This is a genomic window from Pseudomonas sp. LBUM1659 (assembly GCF_059716045.1).
Genome location: NZ_CP166797.1, coordinates 4648365 through 4674898, shown reverse-complemented (window position 1 = coordinate 4674898; position 26534 = coordinate 4648365). Strand labels below are relative to the sequence as shown.

The 26534-nt window shown below is 58.3% G+C and carries 30 protein-coding genes; 28 read left to right on the top strand and 2 right to left on the bottom strand.

The features are described from left to right. Positions 1 to 34 precede the first annotated feature (34 nt). The 28 genes from ACA048_RS21185 (at position 35) to flhB (ending at position 25365) form a co-directional block, all read left to right on the top strand. Positions 35 to 1327, top strand: coding sequence for a motility associated factor glycosyltransferase family protein (locus ACA048_RS21185; RefSeq protein WP_497626133.1), 1293 nt, complete (start codon positions 35 to 37; stop codon positions 1325 to 1327). Beyond that, entirely contained in the window at positions 1324 to 1593 is a 270-nt protein-coding gene (locus tag ACA048_RS21180) for a hypothetical protein (protein ID WP_497626132.1), read from the top strand. Before ACA048_RS21185 ends, ACA048_RS21180 begins: the two co-directional genes overlap by 4 nt. Positions 1594 to 1846: 253 nt before the next feature. Further along, positions 1847 to 2692 carry a flagellin domain-containing protein gene (locus ACA048_RS21175; RefSeq protein ID WP_497626131.1) on the top strand — a complete coding sequence of 282 codons (846 nt, stop codon included), beginning with the start codon at positions 1847 to 1849 and terminating at the stop codon, positions 2690 to 2692. A gap of 71 nt (positions 2693 to 2763) precedes the next feature. Continuing rightward, a complete protein-coding gene (locus tag ACA048_RS21170) occupies positions 2764 to 3132 on the top strand; it encodes a flagellar protein FlaG (RefSeq protein WP_497626130.1) in 369 nt (122 codons plus the stop codon). Positions 3133 to 3214: 82 nt separating this feature from the next. After that, the gene (gene fliD, locus ACA048_RS21165; protein WP_497626129.1) at positions 3215 to 4663 is read left to right on the top strand and encodes a flagellar filament capping protein FliD; all 1449 of its coding nucleotides are present in this window, start codon (positions 3215 to 3217) and stop codon (positions 4661 to 4663) included. Between the two features lie 126 nt (positions 4664 to 4789). Beyond that, the gene (fliS, locus tag ACA048_RS21160; protein ID WP_497626128.1) at positions 4790 to 5185 is read left to right on the top strand and encodes a flagellar export chaperone FliS; all 396 of its coding nucleotides are present in this window, start codon (positions 4790 to 4792) and stop codon (positions 5183 to 5185) included. A gap of 10 nt (positions 5186 to 5195) precedes the next feature. Continuing rightward, positions 5196 to 5492, top strand: a complete 297-nt coding sequence (fliT, locus tag ACA048_RS21155; protein ID WP_497626127.1) for a flagellar protein FliT — start codon at positions 5196 to 5198, stop codon at positions 5490 to 5492. Between the two features lie 173 nt (positions 5493 to 5665). Next, positions 5666 to 7141 (top strand): sigma-54 dependent transcriptional regulator, encoded by a 1476-nt coding sequence (locus ACA048_RS21150; protein WP_497626126.1) that lies wholly within the window; start codon positions 5666 to 5668, stop codon positions 7139 to 7141. Between the two features lie 110 nt (positions 7142 to 7251). Continuing rightward, positions 7252 to 8475, top strand: coding sequence for a sensor histidine kinase (locus ACA048_RS21145; protein ID WP_497626125.1), 1224 nt, complete (start codon positions 7252 to 7254; stop codon positions 8473 to 8475). A gap of 5 nt (positions 8476 to 8480) precedes the next feature. Beyond that, positions 8481 to 9866 carry a sigma-54-dependent transcriptional regulator gene (locus ACA048_RS21140; RefSeq protein ID WP_497626124.1) on the top strand — a complete coding sequence of 462 codons (1386 nt, stop codon included), beginning with the start codon at positions 8481 to 8483 and terminating at the stop codon, positions 9864 to 9866. 236 nt (positions 9867 to 10102) lie between these two features. After that, on the top strand, positions 10103 to 10432 hold the full coding sequence (gene fliE, locus ACA048_RS21135; RefSeq protein ID WP_007948901.1) for a flagellar hook-basal body complex protein FliE: 330 nt from the start codon (positions 10103 to 10105) through the stop codon (positions 10430 to 10432). 14 nt (positions 10433 to 10446) lie between these two features. Continuing rightward, complete coding sequence (fliF, locus tag ACA048_RS21130; protein ID WP_497626123.1) at positions 10447 to 12228, top strand: flagellar basal-body MS-ring/collar protein FliF; 1782 nt, start codon at positions 10447 to 10449, stop codon at positions 12226 to 12228. Further along, complete coding sequence (fliG, locus tag ACA048_RS21125) at positions 12221 to 13240, top strand: flagellar motor switch protein FliG (protein WP_497626122.1); 1020 nt, start codon at positions 12221 to 12223, stop codon at positions 13238 to 13240. The genes fliF and fliG overlap by 8 nt, the downstream gene beginning before the upstream one ends. Before the next feature lie 7 nt (positions 13241 to 13247). Then, the gene (gene fliH / locus ACA048_RS21120) at positions 13248 to 14057 is read left to right on the top strand and encodes a flagellar assembly protein FliH (protein ID WP_497626121.1); all 810 of its coding nucleotides are present in this window, start codon (positions 13248 to 13250) and stop codon (positions 14055 to 14057) included. Further along, a complete protein-coding gene (fliI, locus tag ACA048_RS21115; RefSeq protein WP_497626120.1) occupies positions 14047 to 15405 on the top strand; it encodes a flagellar protein export ATPase FliI in 1359 nt (452 codons plus the stop codon). The genes fliH and fliI overlap by 11 nt, the downstream gene beginning before the upstream one ends. A gap of 6 nt (positions 15406 to 15411) precedes the next feature. Continuing rightward, positions 15412 to 15861, top strand: a complete 450-nt coding sequence (gene fliJ / locus ACA048_RS21110) for a flagellar export protein FliJ (protein WP_497626119.1) — start codon at positions 15412 to 15414, stop codon at positions 15859 to 15861. Positions 15862 to 15942: 81 nt separating this feature from the next. Next, positions 15943 to 16248: an STAS domain-containing protein gene (locus ACA048_RS21105; RefSeq protein ID WP_497626118.1), complete on the top strand. Its 306-nt coding sequence runs from the start codon at positions 15943 to 15945 to the stop codon at positions 16246 to 16248. A gap of 5 nt (positions 16249 to 16253) precedes the next feature. Beyond that, positions 16254 to 17960, top strand: coding sequence for an ATP-binding SpoIIE family protein phosphatase (locus tag ACA048_RS21100; RefSeq protein ID WP_497626117.1), 1707 nt, complete (start codon positions 16254 to 16256; stop codon positions 17958 to 17960). Positions 17961 to 17991: 31 nt separating this feature from the next. Next, a complete protein-coding gene (locus tag ACA048_RS21095; protein ID WP_497626116.1) occupies positions 17992 to 18339 on the top strand; it encodes an Hpt domain-containing protein in 348 nt (115 codons plus the stop codon). A gap of 105 nt (positions 18340 to 18444) precedes the next feature. Beyond that, complete coding sequence (locus ACA048_RS21090; RefSeq protein WP_497626115.1) at positions 18445 to 19734, top strand: flagellar hook-length control protein FliK; 1290 nt, start codon at positions 18445 to 18447, stop codon at positions 19732 to 19734. A gap of 225 nt (positions 19735 to 19959) precedes the next feature. After that, the gene (gene fliL / locus ACA048_RS21085) at positions 19960 to 20457 is read left to right on the top strand and encodes a flagellar basal body-associated protein FliL (protein ID WP_497626114.1); all 498 of its coding nucleotides are present in this window, start codon (positions 19960 to 19962) and stop codon (positions 20455 to 20457) included. A 9-nt stretch (positions 20458 to 20466) separates the two neighbouring features. Beyond that, positions 20467 to 21435 (top strand): flagellar motor switch protein FliM, encoded by a 969-nt coding sequence (gene fliM, locus ACA048_RS21080; RefSeq protein ID WP_452627671.1) that lies wholly within the window; start codon positions 20467 to 20469, stop codon positions 21433 to 21435. Between the two features lie 68 nt (positions 21436 to 21503). Next, positions 21504 to 21962: a flagellar motor switch protein FliN gene (gene fliN / locus ACA048_RS21075; protein WP_411741852.1), complete on the top strand. Its 459-nt coding sequence runs from the start codon at positions 21504 to 21506 to the stop codon at positions 21960 to 21962. Beyond that, positions 21963 to 22409 carry a flagellar biosynthetic protein FliO gene (fliO, locus tag ACA048_RS21070; RefSeq protein WP_497626113.1) on the top strand — a complete coding sequence of 149 codons (447 nt, stop codon included), beginning with the start codon at positions 21963 to 21965 and terminating at the stop codon, positions 22407 to 22409. Then, positions 22409 to 23167, top strand: coding sequence for a flagellar type III secretion system pore protein FliP (gene fliP, locus ACA048_RS21065; protein WP_027922366.1), 759 nt, complete (start codon positions 22409 to 22411; stop codon positions 23165 to 23167). The genes fliO and fliP overlap by 1 nt, the downstream gene beginning before the upstream one ends. Then, a complete protein-coding gene (gene fliQ / locus ACA048_RS21060) occupies positions 23164 to 23433 on the top strand; it encodes a flagellar biosynthesis protein FliQ (protein ID WP_007948918.1) in 270 nt (89 codons plus the stop codon). Before fliP ends, fliQ begins: the two co-directional genes overlap by 4 nt. A gap of 3 nt (positions 23434 to 23436) precedes the next feature. Then, positions 23437 to 24222: a flagellar biosynthetic protein FliR gene (gene fliR / locus ACA048_RS21055; protein WP_497626112.1), complete on the top strand. Its 786-nt coding sequence runs from the start codon at positions 23437 to 23439 to the stop codon at positions 24220 to 24222. 3 nt (positions 24223 to 24225) lie between these two features. Continuing rightward, positions 24226 to 25365, top strand: a complete 1140-nt coding sequence (gene flhB, locus ACA048_RS21050; RefSeq protein ID WP_497626111.1) for a flagellar biosynthesis protein FlhB — start codon at positions 24226 to 24228, stop codon at positions 25363 to 25365. 46 nt (positions 25366 to 25411) lie between these two features. Here the strand turns inward: flhB and ACA048_RS21045 are convergent, their stop codons facing one another. Further along, positions 25412 to 25885, bottom strand: a complete 474-nt coding sequence (locus ACA048_RS21045; RefSeq protein ID WP_497626110.1) for a hypothetical protein — start codon at positions 25883 to 25885, stop codon at positions 25412 to 25414. Between the two features lie 27 nt (positions 25886 to 25912). Then, positions 25913 to 26485, bottom strand: coding sequence for a hypothetical protein (locus tag ACA048_RS21040; protein WP_497626109.1), 573 nt, complete (start codon positions 26483 to 26485; stop codon positions 25913 to 25915). Positions 26486 to 26534 lie beyond the last annotated feature (49 nt).

Sequence of the window (26534 nt, the reverse complement as noted above, 5' to 3'; positions counted from 1 at the left end):
GCTATTTTTTTGCCCGAACTAAAAGCGAGGCTGCATGAGCGAGTACTTTGAGCCTAACGTCGACGTCATCCAGCGGCGCTGGCCAGCTTTGGCGGTGCGCTTGCTGGTTGAAGACACCAGCGTGTTGCAGGCTGATCTGGTGGAAGGCCTAGGCTCGACATTGAGCATCAATGGCATTCAACTGACCAGCCGCCATGATCGCAGTCGCGAGGCCAGGCTTCAGGCTGACAGTTTGTCGGTCGATAGCCCTGTGTTGCATGTTTACGGCACTGGTCTTGGTGATCTGCAACTGGAGTTACTCGAACGCGCCAGCCTGCAGCGTCTGTACGTGCATATTCTTAATGGCGCCGTGTTTGCCTTGGTGCTGCAACTGCTCGATCAACAGCTGTGGCTCGGCGACCCGCGGGTCGAACTGATGTATGCCGGTGACCTGCCGGAAATCCAGTTGCCGTTTTTTGCCTTGCCGTCCGAACTGGTCCTGGCTGATGACTTCAATGCAAAGATCCGCGACCGGCTGATCAGCGAAACCCACCTGACCTTCAATAACCGTGAATTCGACCCGCGGTCGCCTGAAATTATCGAACGCTTGCAGGCCTGTCTGGCCCTGTTGCAAGCCGATCATGACGTGGCCGAGTTGTTCGGCTCACGCCCGGGCCAGGAGGTGTTTGTCATCGCCACCGGTCCAAGTCTGGAGCTGCATGTCGAGACCTTGCGCGCGATTCGCAATCAGGTTGAGCGACCGTTGTTCATCTGCGTCGATACCGCCTTTCGCCCGTTGCTCAACAATGGCATCTGTCCCGATGTGGTGGTCAGCATTGACCAGCGCATATCGGCTCGGCACCTGCCGCCTGAAGATACGGCTGGCATCACACTGGTCTACATGCCCATGCTCGATCCTTTAGTGCTCGAAGCCTGGCTGGGGCCGCGTTATAGCGGTTACTCCGCCAGCCCGATCTACCAGTCATTGCGTTCGCAAATACCCAGGGGCGAGTTGTATGTCGGCGGTAGCGTGATTCATCCGGCGGCAGACCTGGCGGTGAAAATGGGCGCGGCGCAGATCACGTTGTTCGGCGCCGATTTCGCCTTCCCTGGCGACAAGACCCATGCAGGCTGGAACGATGGCGACCTGGGGCCGCAACTGGGCGCCGCCAAACACTGGGTGCTGGATGGTCACGGTCAGCGCATCAAGACGCAGCTCAATTTTCGCAGTTACCTGTGTGAGCTGGAGCGATTTATCGCCGGCCATCCACAGGTGCGTTTCTATAACAGCAGCCGGGCAGGGGCGATGATCGCCGGTACGGTGTTTCACCCGGAGTTGACGGTATGAGCGAACTGCAGTCTTTTATTGTCGGTTCGCAGCAGTGTGCGGCGTTGTTTCGGCTGGGGCGTGATGTGGAAGCGGGGCTGACGATGATCGAACTGATCTCGCCGGTGCAGGCGTCCTTCGAACAGGCGTCAAAGGATGCTCAGCAGCAATGGGTATTCTTGCTGAGCCTGATGCTCGATTGCCAGGAAGCACAAAACTGGCTCGCCCTGGCGGATTACCTCGAATACGAACTGGTCCAACTGATGACCGACACGCTGTCCTTTTAAACAATTTCTCTTCTGCCGGAGCGGGCGAGTCTTCGCCAACCTGTCACCGGCATTTCCATGGCATCATTTTTTCGCTGTTTGAGTATGGTCAAGTCCCTTGTTTACGGGGGGTGGCAACGTGATGGCAAATATTTTCGAAAATCCCCTAAAGCAAGTTGCAATCCCGACGATAACTATTACGAAGGTTATCTAGGCCATACCGGGCGGTTGCCAGGGCCGGAAGCCGCAGTACCCAACCAACGAGGAATTCGTCATGGCTTTAACAGTAAACACCAACACGACATCTCTGAATGTTCAGAAGAACCTGAACCGTGCTTCCGACGCTCTGTCGACTTCGATGACTCGTCTTTCTTCCGGCCTGAAAATCAACAGCGCTAAAGACGACGCCGCCGGCCTGCAGATCGCTACCCGTATGACTTCGCAAATCCGTGGTCAGACCATGGCTATCAAAAACGCCAACGACGGTGTTTCGATCGCTCAGACCGCTGAAGGCGCTCTGCAAGAGTCGAGCAACATTCTGCAGCGTATGCGTGAAATCGCACTGCAATCGCGTAACGACTCCAACGGCACTGCTGACCGTACCGCGCTGGACAAAGAATACCAACAGTCGATCGCTGAGCTGACCCGTATCGCTCAGTCGACCAACCTGAACGGTAAGGCGCTGATCGACGGTTCCGCTGGTGCGATGGAGTTCCAGGTAGGTTCGAACACTACCTCTGACAACCAGATCACCCTGACCCTGTCGGACAGCTTCGACGCCAGCGCCCTGGGCATGACCGGTACCGTTATCTCCGGTACGGACAACGCTACCAACCACACCAACGTTGACGCTTCGATCTCGGCTATCGACGCTGCTCTGGCAAACATCAACGCCACTCGCGCTGACTTGGGTGCTGCTCAGAACCGTTTCTCGACCACCATTTCCAACCTGCAAAACATCAACGAAAACGCCGGTGCTGCACTGAGCCGCGTACAAGATACCGACTTCGCTGCTGAAACTGCACAACTGACCAAGCAACAAACTCTGCAACAAGCGTCGACTGCAATTCTGGCTCAGGCCAACCAACTGCCATCCGCTGTACTGAAACTGCTTCAGTAATAGTTGATGAGTTTTGGCGGGGGAGTGCGCTTGTCGTGCTCTCTCGCTTTTTACTTTAAGAGGTGATGGACATGGATATGAGCGTGAAGCTGAACTTGTCTTATCCAGCTGCGAAGCCGGCGACGACGGTTGCTGACAAACCGGCGGAGAAGCCTCGAGCCGATGCCCTTGTGGTGGCGCCGGTCAAGGATGAACAAACGAAAGAGTCGGCATCCGAACGGGACAAACTCAAGATGGCCGTTCAGGAAATTGAAAAGTTCGTTCAGTCGGTCAAGCGCAATCTCGAGTTCTCGATCGACGAGCCTTCAGGCAAAGTCATCGTGAAGGTTATTGCCAGTGACTCGGGTGAGGTGGTTCGCCAAATCCCCAATGAAGAAGTCCTGAGACTGGCCAATAGTTTGAATGATGCAAGCCATCTGCTGTTCAGCGCGAAAGCCTGACAGCTGGCATGAATATTGTTGCTATGTTCTTTTGGGCGTTGTAGTGGTCAAAAGACCGGCGACACACTGAAGGGAGATATGCATGGCAAGTCCAATTCTACCGGGCACGGGTTTAGGCTCTGGCCTTGATACCGGTGCTATTGTCAAAGCCTTGGTCAATGCCGACAAAGCAGCCAAGCAGAACCAGATCGACCGTCAGACGACCATCAATACCGCGCAGATTTCCGGTATTGGTAGCCTCAAAAGTGTCCTGGCGAATTTTCAGACAGCGATCAAGAATCTTGGCGACCTGAAAAACCCACAGTTCCTGGGCTTCAACGCTACATCTTCTGATTCCAAAGTGCTTACTGCGGTGGCGAACAATACCGCGGTCAACGGTACTTATGTCGTTAAGGTCACCAACCTGGCGACGTCTTCGAAAGTGGCTACAGCAGCGTTCCCCGGTGGTCCTTCCAGCGCCATTTCGGGAGCAGGTCCGCTCAGCATCACTCAAAATGGCATTACCCGTACTGTCGACATACCGACCGGCGCGACGCTGCAATCGGTTCGGGATGCAATCAACACCCAGCAAGGCGCCAATGGTTTCAGTGCCAACATCGTGACCGACTCCTTTGGTTCGCGTCTGGTGATGGGGTCTACTACGACGGGTTTCGGTTCCGATATCACGCTCAGCGGCATTGACAGTCTTGAAATCCTTGCGGGTCAGCAGATGGGCGCAACACCTGACGAGACTTCGGCCGGTGCGATTAGCGACTTCGCGATGAATGCCAACTTCTCTGTCGATGGGCTGGCGCTTACCAGCAAAAGCAACACTGCCGACACCGCCATTTCCGGCTTGACCCTGAATTTGGTCGCCGGTGGCGTTGGGGCAACGTCGACCGTGACTGTGGGGCCCAACAGCGACGGTTTGAAAGCATCGATCCAGGCCTTTGTCGATGCTTACAACAAGGTTGTCAGCAGTGTGACTGCGTTGACCAAACCCTCCCTGGATGATGACGGCAAGCCGACCATTGCCGCCGCATTGACCGGTGACCCATTGGCTCGGGGCATTCTTGCGTCGATCCGTGAACCGCTGACCAGTACCGGTGCAGGCGATAAGCTGACGGTTCTTTCGCAGTTGGGGATTACCACCAACCAGAAAACAGGTGCGTTGGACTTTGACAGCACCAAGTTCTCCAAGGCGATGGATGCGCAGAAGCTTGGTGGTGAGGTTCAGAAATTGTTTCTCGGTGATCCAACTGCGACCGGTGATGCAGCCAAAGGCTTGTTGGAACGCATGAATACGGCCATCACGCCGTATACGGTTACTGGCAGTGAAGGCATCCTCGATGCGCGTTCGACTAACCTGGCCAAAGTCAAAACCAATCTTGCCAACCAGCAGGCGGCGCTGGATCGCCGTATAGAGACGCTGACTGCTGTGCTGACCAAGAAGTACAACGACATGGATTCCCTGGTGGGCAAACTCAAGGCAACTGCCAGCAACATCACCTCGATGTTCGAGGCGATGAACGCGCAGAAAAACGCCTCATAGCGCATAAGCGCCAAAAGCCCGGCAGCGGATTCCGCTTGTCGGGCTTTTTTTGGTTTGGATTAAAGATTTTTGACGCCGTGTCGATACACTGGCTATACGAATCGCAGAGTTTTGATGAGGTACAGCATGAACCCGATGTTAGCCCTTCGGCAGTACCAGAAGATTGGTGCTCAGGCCCAGACTTCCGAAGCCAGTCCCCATCGCCTGGTGCAAATGCTTATGGAAGGCGGCCTGGATCGTATCGCTCAGGCCAAGGGTGCCATGGAGCGCAAGGATATCCCCAATAAAGGCATTTTCATCGGCAAGGCGATCGGGATCATCGGCGGCTTGCGTGAAGGTCTGGACTTGGAGAATTCGGTCGAGTCTGTGAGTGAGCTGGACAAGCTATACACCTACATGATGAAGCGCCTGACGGAAGCCAACATCAAGACCGATCCAGAGATTCTCGACGAAGTTGCTGATTTGCTTCGTACTGTCAAAGACGGTTGGGATGGTATTGCCGCGCCGGGTCCGCAGTTTTAAGGAGATCACCATGAGTCTTGTATTGCAGCGAATCGAACACACCCGCGAAGGCCTGGTCGGTGCATTGGCCGAGCGCAATTGGGAGGCCATCGCTGAGTTGGACCTGGCGTGCCGATCCTGCATGGAAGATGTCTTGAGTGAAGCGTCGGTGGACGAGGCCGCATTGCGCGACAACCTTGAGGAGTTACTGGGGGTGTACAAGCAGCTTCTTGAGGCCGCGACGGGGGAGAGGCAAGCGATAGTTGATGAGATGTCGCAGATCCATCAAGCACAGAACGCGGCAAAGGTTTACCATCTGTTCGGTTAGTTAATCCTCAGTTAATCCAATGATAGTGCGCCATAAATTTGACTGTGCACGGTTTTTTGACTTAACTAGTGGCTGGTTCCAGATTTCAGTCGTCTTCAGGCCTATCAGGCCTGCAAGCGTTTAGCTTGCCCCAGCATTTTGGGCATTGAGTTGACTAGGGAAGTTGCTATTGCATGTGGCGTGAAACCAAAATTCTGCTGATTGATGACGATAGCGTCCGCCGCCGCGATTTGGCGGTGATTTTAAATTTTCTCGGTGAGGAAAATTTACCCTGTGGTAGCCATGACTGGCAGCAGGCTGTCGGCTCTTTGTCATCAAGTCGTGAAGTGATCTGTGTCCTCATCGGGACGGTTAATGCTCCCGGCGCACTTACGGGCTTGCTAAAGACACTCGCAACCTGGGATGAGTTCCTTCCGGTTTTGTTAATGGGCGATAATTCTTCCGTTGACTTGCCTGAAGACCAGCGTCGTCGAGTGCTGTCGACCCTGGAAATGCCACCCAGCTACAGTAAATTGCTCGACTCCCTGCACCGTGCCCAGGTCTATCGCGAAATGTACGACCAGGCCCGCGAGCGCGGTCGTCACCGTGAGCCTAATCTGTTCCGCAGCCTTGTCGGCACCAGCCGGGCGATTCAACACGTCCGTCAGATGATGCAGCAAGTGGCCGACACCGACGCCAGCGTACTGATCCTTGGCGAGTCCGGCACCGGCAAGGAAGTGGTTGCACGCAACTTGCACTATCACTCCAGGCGTCGTGACGCGCCCTTCGTTCCGGTCAACTGCGGAGCGATCCCGGCCGAGTTGCTGGAAAGCGAATTGTTCGGCCACGAGAAGGGCGCCTTCACCGGGGCGATCACCAGTCGTGCCGGGCGTTTCGAGCTGGCCAACGGTGGCACCCTGTTTCTCGATGAAATCGGCGACATGCCGCTGCCGATGCAGGTCAAGTTGCTGCGTGTCCTGCAGGAGCGCACCTTCGAGCGCGTGGGCAGTAACAAGACCCAAAGCGTCGACGTGCGCATCATTGCCGCGACCCACAAGAATCTCGAAAGCATGATCGAGGTCGGCACGTTCCGCGAAGACTTGTATTACCGCCTGAACGTGTTCCCGATCGAGATGGCGCCCCTGCGCGAACGTGTCGAAGACATCCCGTTGCTGATGAACGAGTTGATCTCGCGCATGGAGCACGAGAAGCGCGGGTCGATCCGTTTCAACTCCGCCGCGATCATGTCACTGTGCCGTCACGGCTGGCCGGGCAACGTTCGCGAACTTGCCAACCTGGTGGAGCGCATGGCGATCATGCACCCGTACGGGGTGATTGGTGTGGTCGAGTTGCCGAAGAAATTCCGCTACGTCGATGACGAAGACGAGCAGTTGGTCGACAGCCTGCGCAGTGATCTTGAAGAACGGGTGGCCATCAATGGTCATTCCCCGGACTTCACCACCACTGCCATGCTGCCTCCGGAAGGTCTGGACCTGAAGGACTACCTCGGTGGTCTGGAGCAGGGCTTGATTCAGCAGGCGCTGGATGATGCCAATGGCATTGTGGCGCGCGCTGCTGAACGCCTGCGTATTCGTCGCACCACACTGGTGGAAAAGATGCGCAAGTACGGCATGAGCCGTCGCGACGGTGATGAACAGGCAGATGATTGACGCCTGTTTTTCAAGTCCTTCATTTTTTGGCGGTTTTTTTTAGGCACGGGTATTGCTATGTCCCTCGCAACGTTCCGTTTAACTGACGGTCAGCCAAGCGAGAGAGCACAATGCCCCAAGCCGCCCAGTTGTCTCCTGTCCCTGACGCTTCGGGACAGCCGTCGTCCGTAGAGCAGGCAAGCCGGCTTGGCCTTGAGCAGGCGTTTGCGCTGTTCAGTCAGATGTCGAGCCAATTGACCGACTCCTACAGCCTGCTTGAAGCCCGGGTCACCGAGCTCAAGGGCGAGTTGGCGGTGGTCAGTGCGCAGCGCATGCAAGAGCTGGCGGAAAAAGAACGCCTGGCTAATCGTCTGCAAAATCTCCTCGACCTGTTACCCGGCGGCGTCATCGTTATCGATGCCCAAGGCATTGTGCGCGAAGCCAACCCGGCGGCGTGTGAATTGCTCGGTCTGCCGCTCGAAGGTGAGCTTTGGCGCCAGGTCATCGCCCGTTGTTTCGCGCCTCGCAAAGACGACGGTCATGAAATCTCTCTCAAGGACGGTCGGCGTCTGTCGATTGCCACTCGCTCGCTGGACGCTGAGCCGGGTCAGTTGGTGCTGCTGAACGACCTGACTGAAACCCGTCACCTGCAAGATCAGCTAGCCCGTCACGAACGCTTGTCTTCCCTCGGCCGAATGGTCGCCTCGCTGGCTCATCAAATTCGTACGCCATTGTCGGCTGCTTTGCTGTATGCCAGTCACTTGGCTGAGCAAGAGCTGCCAGTCGCCACGCAGCAGCGTTTTGCCGGTCGCCTGAAAGAGCGTTTGCATGAACTGGAACATCAGGTTCGCGACATGCTGGTGTTCGCGCGCGGCGAGCTGCCGCTGACCGACCGCATCACGCCGAAACAGTTGATGCAATCGCTGCAAGCGGCAGCACTGACGCATGTTCAAGACCTGACAGTCCGTTGGCAGTGCGACAGTCACGCAGGCGAGTTGCTGTGTAATCGCGACACGCTGATCGGGGCGATCCTCAATCTGGTCGAGAATGCGATTCAGGCGAGTGCCGGCGATGTCCGCTTGAAAGTTCACTTTTTTACCCGTGAAAACACCCTGCGCGTGTGCGTCAGTGACAGCGGCAGTGGCATCGACAGTCACGTGCTGGCACGTCTGGGGGAGCCGTTTTTCACCACCAAAACCACTGGAACCGGGTTGGGTCTGACCGTGGTCAAGGCGGTGGCGCGTGCGCATCAGGGAGAATTGCAGCTGCGCTCGCGGCCGGGTCGCGGCACGTGTGCGCAAGTGATTCTGCCGCTTTTTTCGGGTGAAAAGCCCTGTGCCCAGGGAGTGGAATGAAAGGCATGGCAATCAAGGTTTTACTGGTCGAGGATGACCGCGCGCTACGCGAAGCATTGGCCGATACGCTGATGTTGGCGGGGCACGATTTCAAGGCGGTGGGTTCGGCAGAGGATGCGTTGGCGGCAGTGGCTGTCGAGGCGTTCAATCTGGTGATCAGTGACGTCAATATGCCGGGCATGGACGGGCACCAGCTGCTAGGTTTGCTGCGGGCGCGTCAGCCGCAATTGCCGGTGTTGCTGATGACGGCCCATGGTGCCGTCGAACGGGCAGTTGATGCGATGCGCCAAGGTGCGGCGGACTATCTGGTCAAACCGTTCGAGCCCAAGGCATTGCTTGATTTGGTGGCGCGTCATGCATTGGGCAATCTCGGTACGGTCGAGGGCGAAGGACCGATCGCGTTCGAACCGGCCAGCGCGCAGTTGCTGGAGTTGGCCGCGAGAGTGGCACGCAGTGATTCCACGGTGCTGATCTCGGGCGAGTCCGGCACCGGCAAAGAAGTGTTGGCGCGCTACATTCACCAGCATTCCCATCGCGCCAGTCAGCCATTTATTGCGATCAACTGCGCAGCGATCCCCGACAACATGCTTGAAGCCACGTTGTTCGGTCACGAAAAGGGTTCGTTCACGGGCGCCATTTCAGCGCAGGCCGGCAAGTTCGAACAAGCTGATGGTGGCACGATTCTGCTCGACGAAATTTCCGAAATGCCCCTCGGCCTTCAGGCCAAGTTGCTGCGCGTTTTGCAGGAGCGTGAAGTCGAGCGGGTGGGCGCACGCAAAACGATCACGCTGGACATTCGGGTCGTGGCCACCACCAACCGCGATCTGGCCGGCGAAGTGGCGGCGGGGCGTTTTCGTGAGGACCTTTACTATCGGCTGTCGGTGTTTCCGCTGGCCTGGCGTCCGCTGCGCGAGCGCACAGCGGACATCCTGCCGCTGGCCGAGCGACTGTTGGCCAAACACGTCAATAAAATGAAGCATGCAGCGGCGCGACTGTCGCCCGAAGCGCAGGCGTGCCTGATCGGTTACCCATGGCCGGGCAATGTGCGTGAGTTGGACAATGCGATCCAGCGGGCCTTGATTCTGCAGCAGGGCGGTTTGATCCAGCCGCAGGATTTCTGTTTGTCCGGGCCGGTTGCGTGTGCGCCGTTGCCAACATGGGTAGCCGCACCGGTACGTGCCGTCGAAGTTGACGCTGAATCGGCTGGCGCACTGGGCGATGACCTGCGGCGCCGCGAATTCCAGATGATCATCGATACCCTGCGTTCTGAGCGCGGCCGTCGCAAGGACGCTGCCGAGCGACTGGGCATCAGCCCGCGCACTTTGCGCTACAAGCTGGCGCAGATGCGCGATGCCGGAATGGATGTGGAAGCCTGTTTGTTCGCCACCTGAAGGTTTGGCGAACAACCATTTACGCTGCAACACAATCATGTAGGAGCGGGCTTGCCTGCGAAGTCGGCGTCACGGCCACCATTGATTCGCTGGCAAGCCAGCTCCTACAGAAGTTTGTGTGAGGTCCGCAGAGAGCTTTTGTTCCGAGCAACACGGAGCTGGCACCCTTGTTGCTAACACCTCACTACCCGCCGAGTGAGTGTCAAAAAATTGCGGGTCGTCAACGAGAGTAGATCATGAGCCAAGGTATTGAATTTAATCGGTTGATGCTGGATATGCGTTCCATGCAAATGGATGCCATGTCTGCGCCTAAATCGACTGCCGCAGTCCCTGAACTGGGTGGCAGCAGCTTTTCCGACATGCTCGGTCAAGCCGTCAATAAAGTGAACGACACTCAGCAGGCGTCCACTCAGTTGGCCAGTGCTTTCGAGATCGGCAAGAGCGGTGTCGACCTGACGGACGTCATGATTTCCTCGCAGAAGGCTAGCGTGTCTTTCCAGGCGTTGACGCAAGTGCGCAACAAGCTGGTTCAGGCTTACCAAGACATCATGCAGATGCCGGTTTAAGGACGAATTGAGTCATGGCAGATGCAGTCGCCGATAACGTTCCGGCCAAGGTCAATCCAATAAACGGCAAACCGCCGCTGTTTGGGTTGTCTTTCCTGGAAAACCTCTCCGAGATGACCATGTTGCGTCAGGTGGGCCTGTTGGTCGGCTTGGCTGCGAGCGTGGCGATTGGTTTTGCCGTGGTGCTGTGGTCTCAGCAACCGGACTACCGGCCTCTGTATGGCAGCCTTGCCGGTATGGACGCCAAGCAGGTCATGGATACCCTGGCCTCCGCCGATATTCCTTACACCGTTGAACCGAACTCTGGCGCTTTGCTGGTCAAGGCTGATGATTTGTCCCGTGCGCGACTGAAACTCGCGGCGGCTGGTGTCACTCCCAGCGACGGCAACATCGGCTTTGAAATCCTCGACAAGGACCAAGGCCTCGGGACCAGCCAATTCATGGAAGCGACCCGTTATCGTCGCGGCCTCGAAGGCGAACTGGCGCGCACCATTTCCAGCCTGAACAACGTCAAGGGCGCTCGCGTGCACCTGGCGATTCCGAAAAGTTCGGTGTTCGTGCGTGACGAACGCAAGCCGAGCGCTTCGGTTCTGGTTGAACTGTATTCCGGTCGTTCGCTCGAGCCCGGTCAAGTGGTGGCGATCATCAACCTGGTCGCGACCAGTGTTCCTGAACTGAGCAAATCGCAGATCACCGTCGTCGACCAGAAGGGCAACCTGCTGTCGGATCAGGCGGAAAACTCCGAGCTGAGCATGGCCGGCAAGCAATTCGATTACAGCCGCCGCATGGAAAGCATGCTGACCCAGCGCGTGCACAACATCCTGCAACCAGTGCTTGGCAACGATCGCTATAAAGCTGAAGTGTCAGCCGACGTCGATTTCAGCGCCGTCGAGTCAACCTCCGAGCAGTTCAACCCGGATCAACCGGCGTTGCGCAGCGAGCAGTCGGTCAACGAACAACGCACCGCCAGCAATGGCCCGCAAGGTGTGCCGGGTGCCTTGAGCAACCAGCCGCCGTCGCCAGCCTCGGCACCGCAATCCACCGCTGGCACTGCCGCTTCAGCCGGCATGGTGCAGCCCGGTCAGCCGTTGATCGATGCCAACGGTCAACAAATCATGGACCCTGCCACCGGTCAGCCCATGCTGGCGCCGTACCCGGCAGACAAGCGTCAACAATCCACCAAGAACTTCGAACTCGACCGCTCCATCAGCCACACCAAGCAACAGCAGGGCCGACTGAATCGCCTGTCCGTGTCGGTGGTGGTGGACGATCAGGTCAAGGTTAACGCCGCCAACGGCGAAACCACCCGCGCGCCGTGGACTGCCGATGAATTGGCGCGCTTCACCCGTCTGGTGCAGGACGCGGTCGGTTTCGATGCCAGTCGTGGCGACAGCGTCAGCGTGATCAACATGCCGTTCTCCGCAGAACGCGGTGAAGTGATTGCCGATATTCCGTTCTACTCGCAGCCGTGGTTCTGGGACATCGTCAAGCAATTGCTGGGTGTCTTGTTCATCCTGGTGCTGGTATTCGGCGTGCTGCGTCCGGTACTCAACAACATCACCGGCGGCGGCAAAGATAAGCAACTGCTCGGCAGCGACGTCGAGTTGGGTGGCATGGGTGGCCTGGACGGCGAACTGGCCAACGACCGCGTCAGCCTCGGCGGCCCGCAAAGCATACTGCTGCCAAGCCCGAGCGAAGGCTATGACGCACAGTTGAATGCAATCAAGAGTCTGGTGGCAGAAGACCCGGGTCGCGTGGCCCAGGTCGTGAAAGAGTGGATTAACGCAGATGAGTGATAACCGAGCCGTTGCCGCCAAACTGTCCAAGGTCGACAAAGCCGCGATTCTGCTGCTGTCCCTCGGTTCGACCGATGCTGCCCAGGTTTTGCGTCACATGGGGCCTAAAGAGGTTCAGCGCGTGGGTGTAGCGATGGCCCAGATGGGCAACGTGCACCGCGAGCAAGTCGAGCAGGTCATGAGCGAGTTCGTCGACATCGTCGGCGACCAGACCAGCCTGGGCGTCGGCTCCGACGACTACGTGCGCAAAATGCTCACCCAGGCCTTGGGCGAAGAAAAGGCCAACGGGCTGATTGACCGCATCCTCTTGGGTGGCAACACCAGTGGCCTCGACAGCCTGAAGTGGATGGAGCCGCGCGCCGTCGCCGACGTGATCCGTTACGAGCACCCACAGATCCAGGCGATCGTGGTGGCGTATCTCGACCCGGATCAGGCCGGTGAAGTACTCGGAAACTTCGATCACAAGGTCCGACTGGACATTATTCTGCGGGTCTCTTCGCTGAATACCGTACAGCCGGCGGCCCTGAAAGAACTCAACCAGATTCTCGAGAAGCAGTTCTCCGGCAACTCGAATGCCTCGCGTACCAACCTGGGGGGCATCAAGCGCGCGGCCGACATCATGAACTTCCTCGACAGCTCGATCGAAGGTCAGCTGATGGACTCGATCCGCGAAGTCGACGAAGACCTGTCCGGTCAGATCGAAGACCTCATGTTCGTGTTCAACAACCTGTCCGATGTCGACGACCGCGGGATTCAGGCGTTGCTGCGCGAAGTGTCCTCCGACGTGCTGGTGCTGGCCCTCAAGGGTTCGGACGAAGGCGTCAAGGAAAAGATCTTCAAGAACATGTCCAAACGGGCGGCCGAACTGTTGCGCGACGACCTCGAGGCCAAAGGCCCGGTGCGTGTCAGCGATGTGGAAACCGCGCAGAAAGAAATCCTCACCATTGCCCGCCGTATGGCCGAAGCCGGAGAAATCGTTCTCGGCGGGAAGGGCGGCGAAGAGATGATCTAAGGTCACTATGTCGTCTAAACATGATGAGTCCCAGACCGACCTGATTCGTGGCAAGCACGTTGCCGCTTTCGACGTCTGGGCGCTGCCCAGTTTCGACCCTTTCGTGCCAGAGCCCGAGCCTGAACCTGAGCCCGAGCCACCGCAGATGGAAGAAGTGCCGCTGGACGAAGTCCAGCCACTGACCCTCGAAGAACTCGAAGCGATTCGCCAGGAGGCCTACAACGAAGGCTTCGCCGTGGGCGAGAAAGAAGGTTTTCACAGCACCACGCTCAAGGTTCGTCAGGAAGCTGAAACGGCGCTGGCGCCGAAGCTTGCCGGTCTTGAGCAACTGATGGTCAACCTGTTCGAGCCAATCGCCGAGCAGGACACCTTCATTGAGCGGTCCATGGTCGACCTCGTGCAGCACATCACCAAACAAGTGATTCAGCGCGAACTGGCCATCGACTCGACGCAGATCGAACACGTCATGCGTGAAGCGCTCAAGCTCTTGCCTTTAGGTGCGGGCAATGTGCGCTTGTACATCAATCCGCAGGACTTCGAACAAGTCAAAGCATTGCGCGAACGCCATGAAGAAACCTGGCGCATCGTCGAAGACGAGTCGTTGTTGCCCGGTGGTTGCCGGGTTGAAACGGAACACAGTCGCATCGACGCCACCGTCGAAACCCGCGTCGCCCAAGTCATGGCCAAGCTGCTTGATCAGTTGCACGATCAGGCGCTGCACCCGTCAGCACCGGATCTGCACCTGGAGCTGGCGGTCGACGAAAAGTGTGCTGTGGCCCCGATCGAGCCGCAACTGGACGACCCCGATGCGCCTTGATCGCACCAGCTTCGCCAAGCGCCTGGGTGGTTACGCCGAGGCCACGGAGCTTGCCGGCGCACCGGTTCTGGAAGGCCGCTTGCTGCGCATGGTCGGCCTGACCCTCGAAGCTGAAGGCTTGCGTGCTGCCATGGGCAGCCGCTGCATGGTCATCAACGACGACAGTTATCACCCGGTGCAGGTCGAAGCCGAGGTCATGGGTTTCTCCGGCAGCAAAGTCTTTCTGATGCCTGTTGGCAGCGTTGCCGGCATTGCCCCCGGTGCGCGTGTGGTCCCGCTGGCCGATACCGGCCGCTTGCCAATGGGCATGAGCATGCTGGGTCGGGTGCTCGATGGCGCCGGTCGTGCGCTGGACGGCAAAGGCGGGATGAAAGCCGAAGACTGGGTGTCGATGGATGGTCCCACCATCAACCCGCTCAAGCGTGAACCGATCAGCGAACCGCTGGATGTGGGCATTCGCACCATCAACGGTTTATTGACGGTCGGTCGCGGCCAGCGGCTCGGGCTGTTCGCCGGTACCGGTGTCGGTAAATCGGTGCTGTTGGGCATGATGACTCGCTTCACCGAGGCCGACATTATCGTGGTCGGGCTGATCGGTGAGCGGGGTCGCGAAGTCAAGGAGTTCATCGAGCACAGCCTCGGTGAAGAAGGGCTCAAGCGTTCCGTGGTCGTGGCGTCGCCAGCGGACGATGCGCCGCTGATGCGTCTGCGCGCGGCGATGTACTGCACGCGCATCGCCGAGTATTTCCGCGACAAGGGCAAGAACGTCCTGTTGCTCATGGATTCCTTGACTCGTTTCGCCCAGGCCCAGCGGGAAATCGCCCTGGCCATTGGCGAACCGCCGGCCACCAAGGGGTATCCGCCGTCGGTATTCGCCAAGTTGCCAAAACTGGTGGAGCGCGCCGGTAACGCCGAGAAGGGCGGTGGTTCGATCACGGCGTTCTACACCGTGTTGTCCGAAGGCGATGATCAGCAGGACCCGATTGCCGATGCCGCGCGCGGCGTGCTCGACGGGCACATCGTGTTGTCCCGCCGACTGGCTGAAGAGGGTCATTACCCGGCCATCGATATCGAGGCGTCCATCAGCCGGGTCATGCCGTCGGTGGTCAGCCCGGAACACATGACCCGCGCGCAGATGTTCAAGCAGTACTGGTCTCGCTATCAGCAGAGTCGTGATTTGATCAGTGTCGGTGCTTATGTGCCGGGCGGTGATCGTGAAACCGACACCGCGATTTCGCTCCAGCCGGCCATGGTCACTTACCTGCGTCAGGGTTTGAACGACAACATCGGCATGGGCGCCAGCGTCAACCATCTCGCTTCCATCTTCGCTCCGGCAGCGGGCGGCTAACCGACCATGGCCGTGAGTCGAGCCGCGCGCCTGGCGCCGGTGGTGGACATGGCCGAAAAGGCCGAGAAAACCGCCGTCCTGCGCCTCGGGCATTTTCAGGGCCAGGTGCGTGTGGCAGTAAGCAAGCTCGCCGACCTTGAAGCCTTCCGCCTCGAATACCAGGAACAATGGATCGTGCGCGGCAGCAGTGGCGTTTCCGGCCAGTGGTTACTGGGGTATCAAGGCTTTCTGGCGCAACTGGGTACCGCCATCGATCAGCAGCGGCAGAGCCTGAACTGGCACCAGAACAACCTGGACAAGGCGCGCGATACCTGGCAACAGGCGTTCGCCCGTGTCGAAGGCTTGCGAAAACTTGTACAGCGTTACAGAGATGAAGCGCAGCAGTTGGAAGACAAGCGCGAACAGAAATTGCTGGATGAGTTGTCGCAGCGCTTGCCCAGGCATGATCCGTATTGAACAATCGTTGCGCCTTGCTCCCCTCTCTCCCAAGTGCTAAACCTTGTGCAGCACGTTAGCCAATGACAAGGAAGCCGTTAAATGACAGTCCATAAAGAAGTCTCTCAGGATGGGAAAAAGCTGACGATTTCGATCAAGGGACGATTCGATTTCACCAAGCATCAGGAATTTCGTGAGTCCTACGAAAATCTTCAGCCAAAACCTGAATCCTTCGAAGTGAACTTGAAGGATGCCACTTACCTCGACAGTTCCGCGCTCGGCATGCTGTTGTTGCTGCGTGATCATGCGGGTGGCGAGAATGCTGAAATCACCTTGACCAACGCCAATGCAGATGTGCGCAAAATTCTCGCCATCTCCAACTTTGAACAAATCTTCGACGTGGCATAACCGCCATGTCCTCTTCGCTCGAACCCCTGACGATCCTCATCGCCGAAGACAGCGCGGCCGATCGCATGCTGCTGTCGAGCATCGTCCGACGCCAGGGCCATGCAGTGCTGACCGCCGCCAATGGTGCCGAGGCGGTGGAAACGTTTCGTCAGCAGCGGCCGCACCTGGTGTTGATGGACGCGATGATGCCGGTGATGGACGGTTTCGAGGCGGCGCGGCAGATCAAGCTGTTGGCCGGGGAAACCCTGGTGCCGATCATCTTCCTGACCTCGCTCACCGAAAGCGAAGCCTTGGCCCGATGCCTGGAGGCTGGCGGCGATGACTTTCTGGCAAAGCCGTACAACCCGGTCATTCTGGCGGCCAAGATCAAGGCGATGGATCGCTTGCGCCGCTTGCAAGCCACCGTGCTGCACCAGCGTGACCTGATCGCCAAACATCACGAGTATTTGCTCAATGAGCAGCGGGTGGCCAAGGCGGTGTTCGACAAGGTGGCGCATTCCGGCTGCCTGAGTGCGCCGAACATCCGTTACCTGCAATCGCCTTACGCGCTGTTCAACGGTGATCTGCTGTTGGCCGCCTTCACCCCGGCCGGCGATATGCATGTGCTGTTGGGGGACTTCACCGGCCATGGTTTACCAGCAGCCGTGGGCGCCATGCCACTGGCCGAAGTTTTCTATGGCATGACGGCCAAGGGTTACGGCCTGGCTGAAACTCTGCGGGAGATGAACGCCAAGCTCAAACGCATCCTGCCGGTGGACATGTTCTGCTGCGCCACGTTGCTGTGTTTGAGCTTTCAACGACGTTCGGTGGAAGTCTGGAATGGCGGAATGCCGGACGGCTATTTGCATACTATCGCCACGGGGGAGCGCAAGCCGCTGACAGCGCGTCACCTGCCACTGGGCGTGCTGAGCCCGCAAACCTTCGATGACCGCACCGAAGTGTTTCCGATGGCTGTCGGGGATCGAGTGTTCCTGCTGTCCGACGGGGTCATCGACACGTGTGATGGCGATGAACAATTGTTTGGCATGGAGCGGTTGCGACAGGTGTTTGCGGCCAATCGTCAGCCTGACGCACTCTTCGAGGAAATCGAACAGGCCCTGCGGGATTTTGGCGGCGAAGCCCGCGATGACGTGAGCATGGTCGAGGTCAGTCTGCTGGAGGCGACGCAACTGACCCCGCCTGCGCTGGTGTACTCCGACAGCGGCCAGTCTTGTCCGCTGGACTGGTCGGCCAGTTTTGAGTTCCGCGCCGCGACCCTCAAGCGTTTCAATCCGTTGCCCTACCTGTTGCAGCTACTGCTTGAGGTTCACGGGTTGCGGGCTCAAAGCGGCGCGCTCTACAGTGTGCTCGCCGAGCTGTATTCCAATGCGCTGGAGCACGGCGTGCTGGGTCTGGATTCAAGCCTCAAGCGCAATGCATCGGGCTTTGCGCGCTATTATCTTCAGCGCAATGAACGGCTGGATGCATTGCAGGACGGTTATGTGCGGGTGCATTTGCAGGTCACGCCAGAAGGCAAGGGTGGTTGCCTGACTGTTCGGGTTGAAGACAGTGGCAATGGTTTTGACGTGGCGCGGGTGCTGGAGCGACCGCTTGATGATGTCCGTCTCTCGGGCCGTGGCGTCAGCCTTGTCCGCCAGTTGGGCCGTAATGCGAGCTGGTCTGACGAGGGGCGCAGTGCGCGCGTGGAGTTTTTCTGGGAAGCTCTGGCATAATCCCAGGCATTCTTGATCAAGGAGTGAACAAGTGGCTGACACACATCTGGACTGTGACGTGCTGAGCGCGTTGCAGGAAATTATGGGAGACGGGTATCCAGAATTGCTCGATACCTTTCTCGCCGATTCCGAAGAGCGCTTGAGTCTGCTGCGCCAGGCTGACGATGCCGAACGGTTAGGTGCCACTGCGCACAGTTTCAAGGGCAGCAGCAGCAACATGGGCGCCGTGCGCCTGGCTGCGCTGTGTCATGAGCTGGAGCAGCATGCCAAGCAAAAAAATTTGGCGGAGATTGAAAAACTGGTTCAAAACATCGACGGCGAATTCGCCATCATCCGACCGCTTTATGAGGCTGAAAGGCAGCGATCTCTGTCCGGGTAATCCGTCCATTCGGTGCTTTTAATGCGGCTTTGGTCATGCTGGCCCGACCCTTGCAGTCAATTCACTCAACTGTACCTACGATCCCAGTGCAGCGGAGACCGTTTTATGCCCGTTACCCCCCATTCAATTTCTCAGGCCAACCCAGCGGCCAAGACACTCGCCGTTTCCGCCAATACCCTGGCGGTGGCTGCTGAGCCCGGGGACAAGGCGTCCAGCTTCGCTAAGGTTTATGCCAATCAGGCTCAGGACAAGCCTGCTGCGGGCGCGAATAAATCCGCCACGCCGGCAACTGACACCGCTACGCAAGGCACCGCAAAATCCGACGTCAGCAGCGACAACGCTGCCGCCCCGGAACTTGAGGTTGCCGATAGCGGCAACTCCTTGCCCGCCGAAAAACCGGCGCCGGCCGAGGATGCCAGCGATCTCGCGCCGGATACCATTGAGGCGCCGGTGGTCGACACCACCCCAATGGATCCGTCCCTTGCCCCCGCCTTGATGGCGGCAGCGCAACCACAGGTCGCGGCGCCTGTAGCTGCCGTTTCGGTGCCAGCCACTGCAACCTCCGACAGCGACTTCGATCCTGAAGCCGATCCGCTCGATGCACTGCCAGCAGTGCGTTTGGCCATGGAGCAAAGTGGTCACGTTTCCGCTTCCAGCCAGGCCCAGCCCAAAGCATCTGCGACCCAGGCCCAGGCTGACAGCGAACCGACCTCGGCGCAGAGCTTTGCTGCCGGCATGGCGAACATGCTCGACGTGCAAGCCGACAAGGACAGCACCCGTCAAGGCGACGAGAAAGCGTTCAGCGGTCTGATCGATGACGGCCTGAAAGACCTGAAATCCGCCAGCAGTGATACCCGTGTCGATGACTTCGCCAACCGTCTGGCGGCATTGACTCAAGCGGCCACACCTAAGACGGCCAACGCGTTGCCGGTGAATCAGCCAATCGCAATGCATCAGAGTGGCTGGACGGAGGAAGTGGTCAACCGCGTCATGTACCTCTCCAGCGCCAACCTCAAGGCGGCCGATATTCAGTTGCAACCGGCCGAGTTGGGTCGCCTCGACATTCGGGTGAACATGGTTCCGGACCAGCAGACCCAAGTCACCTTCATGAGCGCCCATCCAGGCGTTCGCGAAGCGCTGGACAGCCAAATGCATCGCCTGCGTGACATGTTCACGCAGCAGGGCATGGGGCAGGTCGACGTCAACGTGTCTGATCAGTCGCGTGGCTGGCAAGGCCAGGGGCAGGATCAGGCGCAACAGGGACAGGGTGGTCGCACCAACGTCAGCGGTGGTCGCGTAGACGGCATGGATGACGAGATCGCACCGACCGTCGCAGAAGTAGCGGCAACCGCTACCAGCGTCATCGGCTCCAGCGCCGTCGACTACTACGCCTGATAAAACGCAAAACTCCTTGTGGGAGTGAGCCTGCTCGCGATAGCGGTGTAACAGTCAATGAAGATGTTGAATGTTGCTGCCTCATCGCGAGCAGGCTCGCTCCCACATTTGTTTTTGTGGTTTCTCTGAAATCCCCGCCCTGCATCCCCCCGACACTTCTGGCATAACACTTGCTCTTGCCTTGCCGTGCGACTGTGAAAACCCGAATAGTGACGGATTATTGGCATGGCGAAGAGCGACGCAGCAGTAAAAGACCCCGCAACCAAAGGCAAGATCAAGCTGATCATTTTGATCGTGGTGGCCTTGCTGCTGGCGATTGGCTTGTCCGTGGGGGCGACCTGGTTCTTCATGCACAGCGCCCAGAGCAAGCCTGCCGCGGTGGAAACCGCCATGGTCGGCAAGCAGCCAGCGATTTTTGAGCCCATGGCGCCGGCCTTCGTGGCCAACTTCAACCAGAATGGCCGTCAGCGCTACATGCAGGTGAGCATCACCATGCAGGGTCGCAATCAGGCCGATCTGGAAGCGCTCAAAGTGCACATGCCGGTGATCCGCAACAACCTGGTCATGCTGTTCTCCGGTCAGGATTTCACTGCCCTGGCCACGCCGATTGGCCAGGAGATGTTGCGTCAGAAGGCCACGGCCAGCGTGCAGGAAGTGGCGCAGAAAGAGCTCGGCAAAGTGGTGATCGAACAGTTGCTTTTCACTAATTTCGTACTGCAGTAGGAACACGACATGGCCGTGCAGGACCTGCTGTCCCAGGATGAGATCGATGCGCTGTTGCATGGCGTCGACGATGGTCTGGTACAGACCGATGACGTTGCTGAACCCGGCAGCGTCAAAAGCTACGACCTGACCAGCCAGGATCGCATCGTTCGCGGACGCATGCCGACCCTGGAGATGATCAACGAGCGCTTCGCCCGTTACACCCGCATCAGCATGTTCAACATGCTGCGCCGCTCGGCGGACGTTGCCGTCGGTGGTGTGCAGGTGATGAAGTTTGGCGAATACGTGCACTCGCTGTACGTACCGACCAGCCTCAACCTGGTCAAGATCAAGCCGTTGCGCGGTACCGCACTGTTCATCCTCGACGCCAAACTGGTGTTCAAACTGGTGGATAACTTCTTCGGCGGCGACGGCCGTCACGCCAAGATCGAGGGGCGTGAATTCACCCCGACCGAACTGCGCGTGGTGCGCATGGTGCTGGAGCAGGCCTTCGTCGATTTGAAGGAAGCCTGGCAGGCAATCATGGAAGTGAACTTCGAGTACATCAACTCGGAAGTCAACCCGGCCATGGCCAACATCGTCGGCCCGAGCGAAGCGGTGGTGGTGTCCACGTTCCACATCGAACTCGATGGCGGTGGCGGCGACCTGCACGTGACCATGCCGTACTCGATGATCGAGCCCGTGCGCGAAATGCTCGACGCCGGTTTCCAGTCGGACCTCGACGATCAGGACGAACGCTGGGTCAATGCCCTGCGTCAGGACGTGCTGGATGTCGACGTGCCGATCGGTGCCACGGTTGCCCGTCGCCAGTTGCGCTTGCGCGACATTCTGCACATGCAGCCGGGGGACATTATCCCGGTCGAGATGCCGGAAGAAATGATCATGCGCGCCAACGGCGTGCCTGCCTTCAAGGTCAAGATGGGCTCGCACAAAGGCAACCTCGCGTTGCAAGTGATCGAGCCGATCGAGCGCCACTGACCGGCGCTCAACCCCCTTTGTTTCAACAGACTGCTACTCACTGAATTTTTGCCCGCCGAGGACAAATGATGAACGACGATATGAACGCCATGGACGACCAGGCACTGGCTGATGAGTGGGCTGCGGCCCTGGAAGAAACCGGTGATGCCGGTCAGGCCGATATCGACGCCTTGCTGGCTGCTGATCGCGCTGGTTCGTCGTCCAACCGTCTGCCGATGGAAGAGTTCGGCAGCGTGGCGAAAAGCAAAGATCCGGTCAGCCTGGAAGGTCCGAACCTGGACGTGATCCTCGATATCCCGGTTTCCATTTCCATGGAAGTGGGCAGCACGGACATCAACATCCGTAACCTGCTGCAACTCAACCAGGGGTCGGTGATCGAGCTGGATCGCCTGGCCGGCGAGCCGCTGGACGTACTGGTCAACGGCACGCTGATCGCTCACGGCGAAGTGGTTGTGGTCAACGAGAAGTTCGGCATCCGCCTGACCGACGTGATCAGCCCAAGCGAACGCATCAAGAAGCTGCGTTAAGTGAAAAAGGTTCTGGGGTTTGTGCTGTCGATGCCGTTCAGTGTGCTGGCTGCCGAGCCGTTAGCGACCGCTGCTGCGGCTGCCGCGCCGGCGGTCAGCAGTGGTGTGGCCGGGCAATTGACGCAATTGGTGTTTGGCTTGCTGCTGGTGCTGGGGTTGATCTTCTTCCTCGCCTGGCTGTTGCGCCGGGTCCAGCAGGCTGGGCCGGCTGGCAAAGGGCAGGTGATCGAACTGATCGGTTCCCGCGCGCTGGGTCCTCGCGACCGTTTGATGCTGGTGCAAGTCGGCAACGAGCAGATCCTGCTCGGCCTCAGCCCTGGCACCATCACCGCGCTGCACGTGCTCAAGGAGCCGGTGCAAGTGCCGGGCGGTACTGAAAAAACGACTCCGGAATTTGCCCAGCGTCTATTGGAGATGCTCGGCAAGGATCAGAAGGATAAGAAGTAATGGGTGCGTTACGCATCGTCTTGACGCTGGCCCTGATGCTGGCCGCGCCGCTGGCGTTCGCCGCCGATCCGTTGTCGATCCCGGCGATCACCTTGGGCACCAACGCCAATGGCGCTCAGGAGTATTCGGTCAGCCTGCAAATCCTGCTGATCATGACCGCGCTGAGTTTCATTCCGGCGTTCGTCATGCTGATGACCAGCTTCACCCGGATCATCATCGTCTTCTCGATCCTGCGCCAGGCCCTGGGCCTGCAGCAGACGCCGTCGAACCAGATCCTCACGGGCATGGCGCTGTTTCTGACGCTGTTCATCATGGCGCCAGTGTTTGACCGGGTGAATCAGGACGCCTTGCAGCCGTATCTGGCGGAAAAACTCACCGCTCAGGATGCCGTGGCCAAGGCTCAGGTGCCCATCAAGGACTTCATGCTGGCGCAGACGCGCAGCAGCGATCTTGAGCTGTTCATGCGCCTGTCCAAGCGTACTGATATCGCCTCGCCGGATCAGGCGCCGCTGACCATTCTGGTACCGGCGTTTGTCACGTCGGAGCTTAAAACCGCGTTCCAGATCGGCTTCATGATCTTCATTCCGTTCCTGATCATCGACCTCGTCGTAGCCAGCGTGCTGATGGCGATGGGCATGATGATGCTCTCGCCGCTGATCATTTCCCTGCCATTCAAGATCATGCTGTTCGTGCTGGTGGATGGCTGGGCGTTGATCATCGGCACTTTGGCGAGCAGCTTCGGCGGTGTGTCGCCATGACGCCGGAAGTGGCGGTAGACATCTTTCGCGAAGCGCTGTGGCTGACCACCATGATGGTCGCCGTGCTGGTGATTCCCAGCCTGTTGGTCGGCCTGTTAGTGGCGATGTTCCAGGCCGCTACGCAGATCAACGAACAGACCCTGAGCTTCCTGCCGCGCTTGCTGGTCATGCTGGTGACGCTGATCGTTGCCGGCCCGTGGCTGGTGCAGACGTTCATGGAATACATCCTGCAGCTGTACGGCAGTATTCCTCAGGTCATTGGCTAAATCATGCCGTCGCTGTTGCAGCTGACCGACACACAGATCAGTACCTGGGTGGCGACGTTCATGTTGCCGCTGTTTCGCATCGGCGCGCTGCTGATGGTCATGCCGGTGTTCGGCACGACCCTGGTGCCCAAGCGTGTGCGCTTGTACTTCGCGCTGGCGATCACCGTGGTGATTGCGCCGGGCCTGCCGCCGATGCCATCGGTCAATGCGCTGGACTTGAGCGGGCTGCTGCTGATTGCCGAACAGATCCTGATTGGCGCGGTGCTGGGCTTTTCCTTGCAGCTGTTCTTTCAGGCCTTCGTGGTCGCCGGGCAGATCGTCTCCATTCAGATGGGCATGGGCTTCGCTTCGATGGTCGACCCCACCAACGGCGTTTCCGTGGCGGTGATAGGGCAGTTCTTCACCATGCTGGTGACGCTGTTGTTCTTGTCCATGAACGGGCATCTGGTGGTCTTCGAAGTCCTCACTGAAAGCTTCACCACCATGCCGGTCGGCAGCGGGTTGATGGTCAATCATTTCTGGGAGCTGGCCGGCAAACTCGGCTGGGTCCTGGGTGCCGCGCTGTTGCTGGTGCTGCCAGCAATTACGGCGCTATTGGTGGTCAACATTGCGTTCGGCGTGATGACTCGGGCCGCGCCGCAGCTGAACATTTTCTCTATCGGTTTCCCGCTGACCCTGGTGCTCGGGCTGTTCATCGTCTGGGTCGGGCTGGCGGACATCATTAATCAGTATCAGCCGCTGGCCACCGAGGCCCTGCAGTTTTTACGCGAACTGGCACGGGCGCGCTGAGTCATGGCTGAGAGCGAAAGCGGTCAGGACAAAACAGAAGACCCCACGGAGAAACGCAAAAAGGACTCCCGGGACAAGGGTGAGATAGCGCGCTCCAAGGAGCTCAACACCTTGGCGATCATGCTCGCCGGTGCCGGCTCACTGCTGATTTTCGGCGGTGCACTGGCACAGGAGATGATGGAACTGATGCGGATGAACTTCACCCTGTCGCGGGAAGTGATACTGGATCAGCGCAACATGGGTACTTTCCTGCTGCATTCGGGGCAGATTGCGCTGGTGGCGATTCAGCCGGTGATGATCACCTTGCTGTTGGCCTCGTTGATCGGTCCGATTTCCCTCGGTGGCTGGTTGTTTGCGGCGGGCTCGATGGCGCCCAAATTCAGTCGCATGAATCCTGGCGCGGGGCTCAAGCGAATGTTCTCGGCCAAGGCCCTCGTCGAGCTGCTCAAGGCGTTGGCGAAGTTTCTTATCGTGTTGTGCGTGGCACTCGCCGTGCTGTCTTCCGACATCGACGACTTGATGCGCATCGCGCACGAGCCACTGGAGATGGCGGTCATTCACAGCCTGCAAGTGGTCGGCTGGAGCACCTTGTGGATGGCCTGCGGGCTGATCATCATCGCCGCCGTCGACGTGCCGGTGCAGCTGTGGGAGAGCCACAAGAAACTGCTGATGACCAAGCAGGAAGTGCGCGACGAACACAAGGATCAGGAAGGGCGCCCCGAGGTCAAGCAGCGCATTCGCCAGTTGCAGCGCGAGATGTCCCAGCGCCGGATGATGGCGGCTATCCCCGAAGCCGACGTGGTCATTACCAACCCGACGCACTACGCCGTGGCGCTCAAGTACGACCCGGATAAAGGCAGCGCGCCGGTGCTGCTGGCCAAGGGTAGTGATTTCCTGGCCTTGAAAATCCGTGAGATCGCCGCGGCCAATGACGTGCTGCTGCTCGAGTCGCCAGCGCTTGCACGTTCGATCTACTACTCCACTGAACTGGAACAGGAAATTCCTGGCGGGCTGTACCTGGCGGTTGCTCAGGTGTTGGCTTACGTTTACCAGATCCGCCAGCACCGTGCGGGCAAAGGCAAACCGCCTGAGCCGCTCAAGGATGACCTGCCGATTCCGCCGGATCTGCGTCGCGATTCTTGATGAACGTTATTTGACTGTGTCGGGTCACTCGGGGAGTGATGGTCTTTTAAGGCGTGAACAAAAAGTGATCCAGTCCAATCCAGTCGGACGCACTGGTTTGAATTTCAATTCGAGTAATTCCCGTCGCTGCAAACTCGAGCAGATGAGCGTCGTACAAAGTTTGGCTAAACTGACGCTGCCCCAGCAACTGATTGGCTGCGTTGTAATAAAACGCTGTTATGGGCGAGGTATCTACCCACGTGTACCAAAAGCTGACCTTGGAGTAGGCCGATTTAAGGTCAAGTCTGCAGCGCTGCGCTCCTTGATTCTGGTAGCAGATATTCAATAGTTGTCCGGCACGCTTTCCGGGTAAATCCGGGTGATGTCCTGGTGTCATGGAAAGTGCCACGATTCCCATTCTTCCGATACCTGAGAGAAATGTGATTGCCATGCTGGGAAATTCGATTCGCTGACCTTGTGTAATAAGCTGTGTTGGCTTGTCATCAAAGTTTTCGGACAAGATCGGTGCGCTTTCCCCCATTCTCAGTCTCAATACTTTCGAAAACATCTAGTTCTGCCCGCTGCCCGATTTGTAAACGCTGTAATTGATCAGGGTGTCGATGCCCTGATTCTCCGCAATCCAATAAGCGGGGAGTGTGAAGATAGGAGTAACGCCCGTCTGCACATCTCGCTCGTCGCTGTCCGATGTGGTTTTGCCGGTGGCGCGTATGCGAACGGTGTAGTCGGTCACCATGCCTACATAGTTGACACTGACGGTTTTTTGATCGCTCGACAGGGTCGGTGCAATTAGATCGAACGCTAGGGGATCGATACGCAACAGCAGATGTTTGGAATAAATCAGTGGGGTGGCTGGTGCGGTGCGCACGGTGAAGTAAACCTTGACCGTATGGCCGATGGCATCAATGACTTCAATGCGTGGAATACGGATATTGATAACCCCCGGCGTACCGACGGTCACCACCTCTGAATGATAGACATGCCGAGGGTTCTCCCAGGTCATGCGAACTGTGTGACCTCGAGCCATACCGGTGTAATAAGGGACTTGGGCGGTAATGTACTTGGCGTGGTAAACGCTATTAAAGTCGAGTCGATCGCCGGCGGCACCATAGGCTTCGAGCACTTTCGGACCTGCTGGGTCTAGAGTGGTAGACGTTGAGTGCATGAGGATT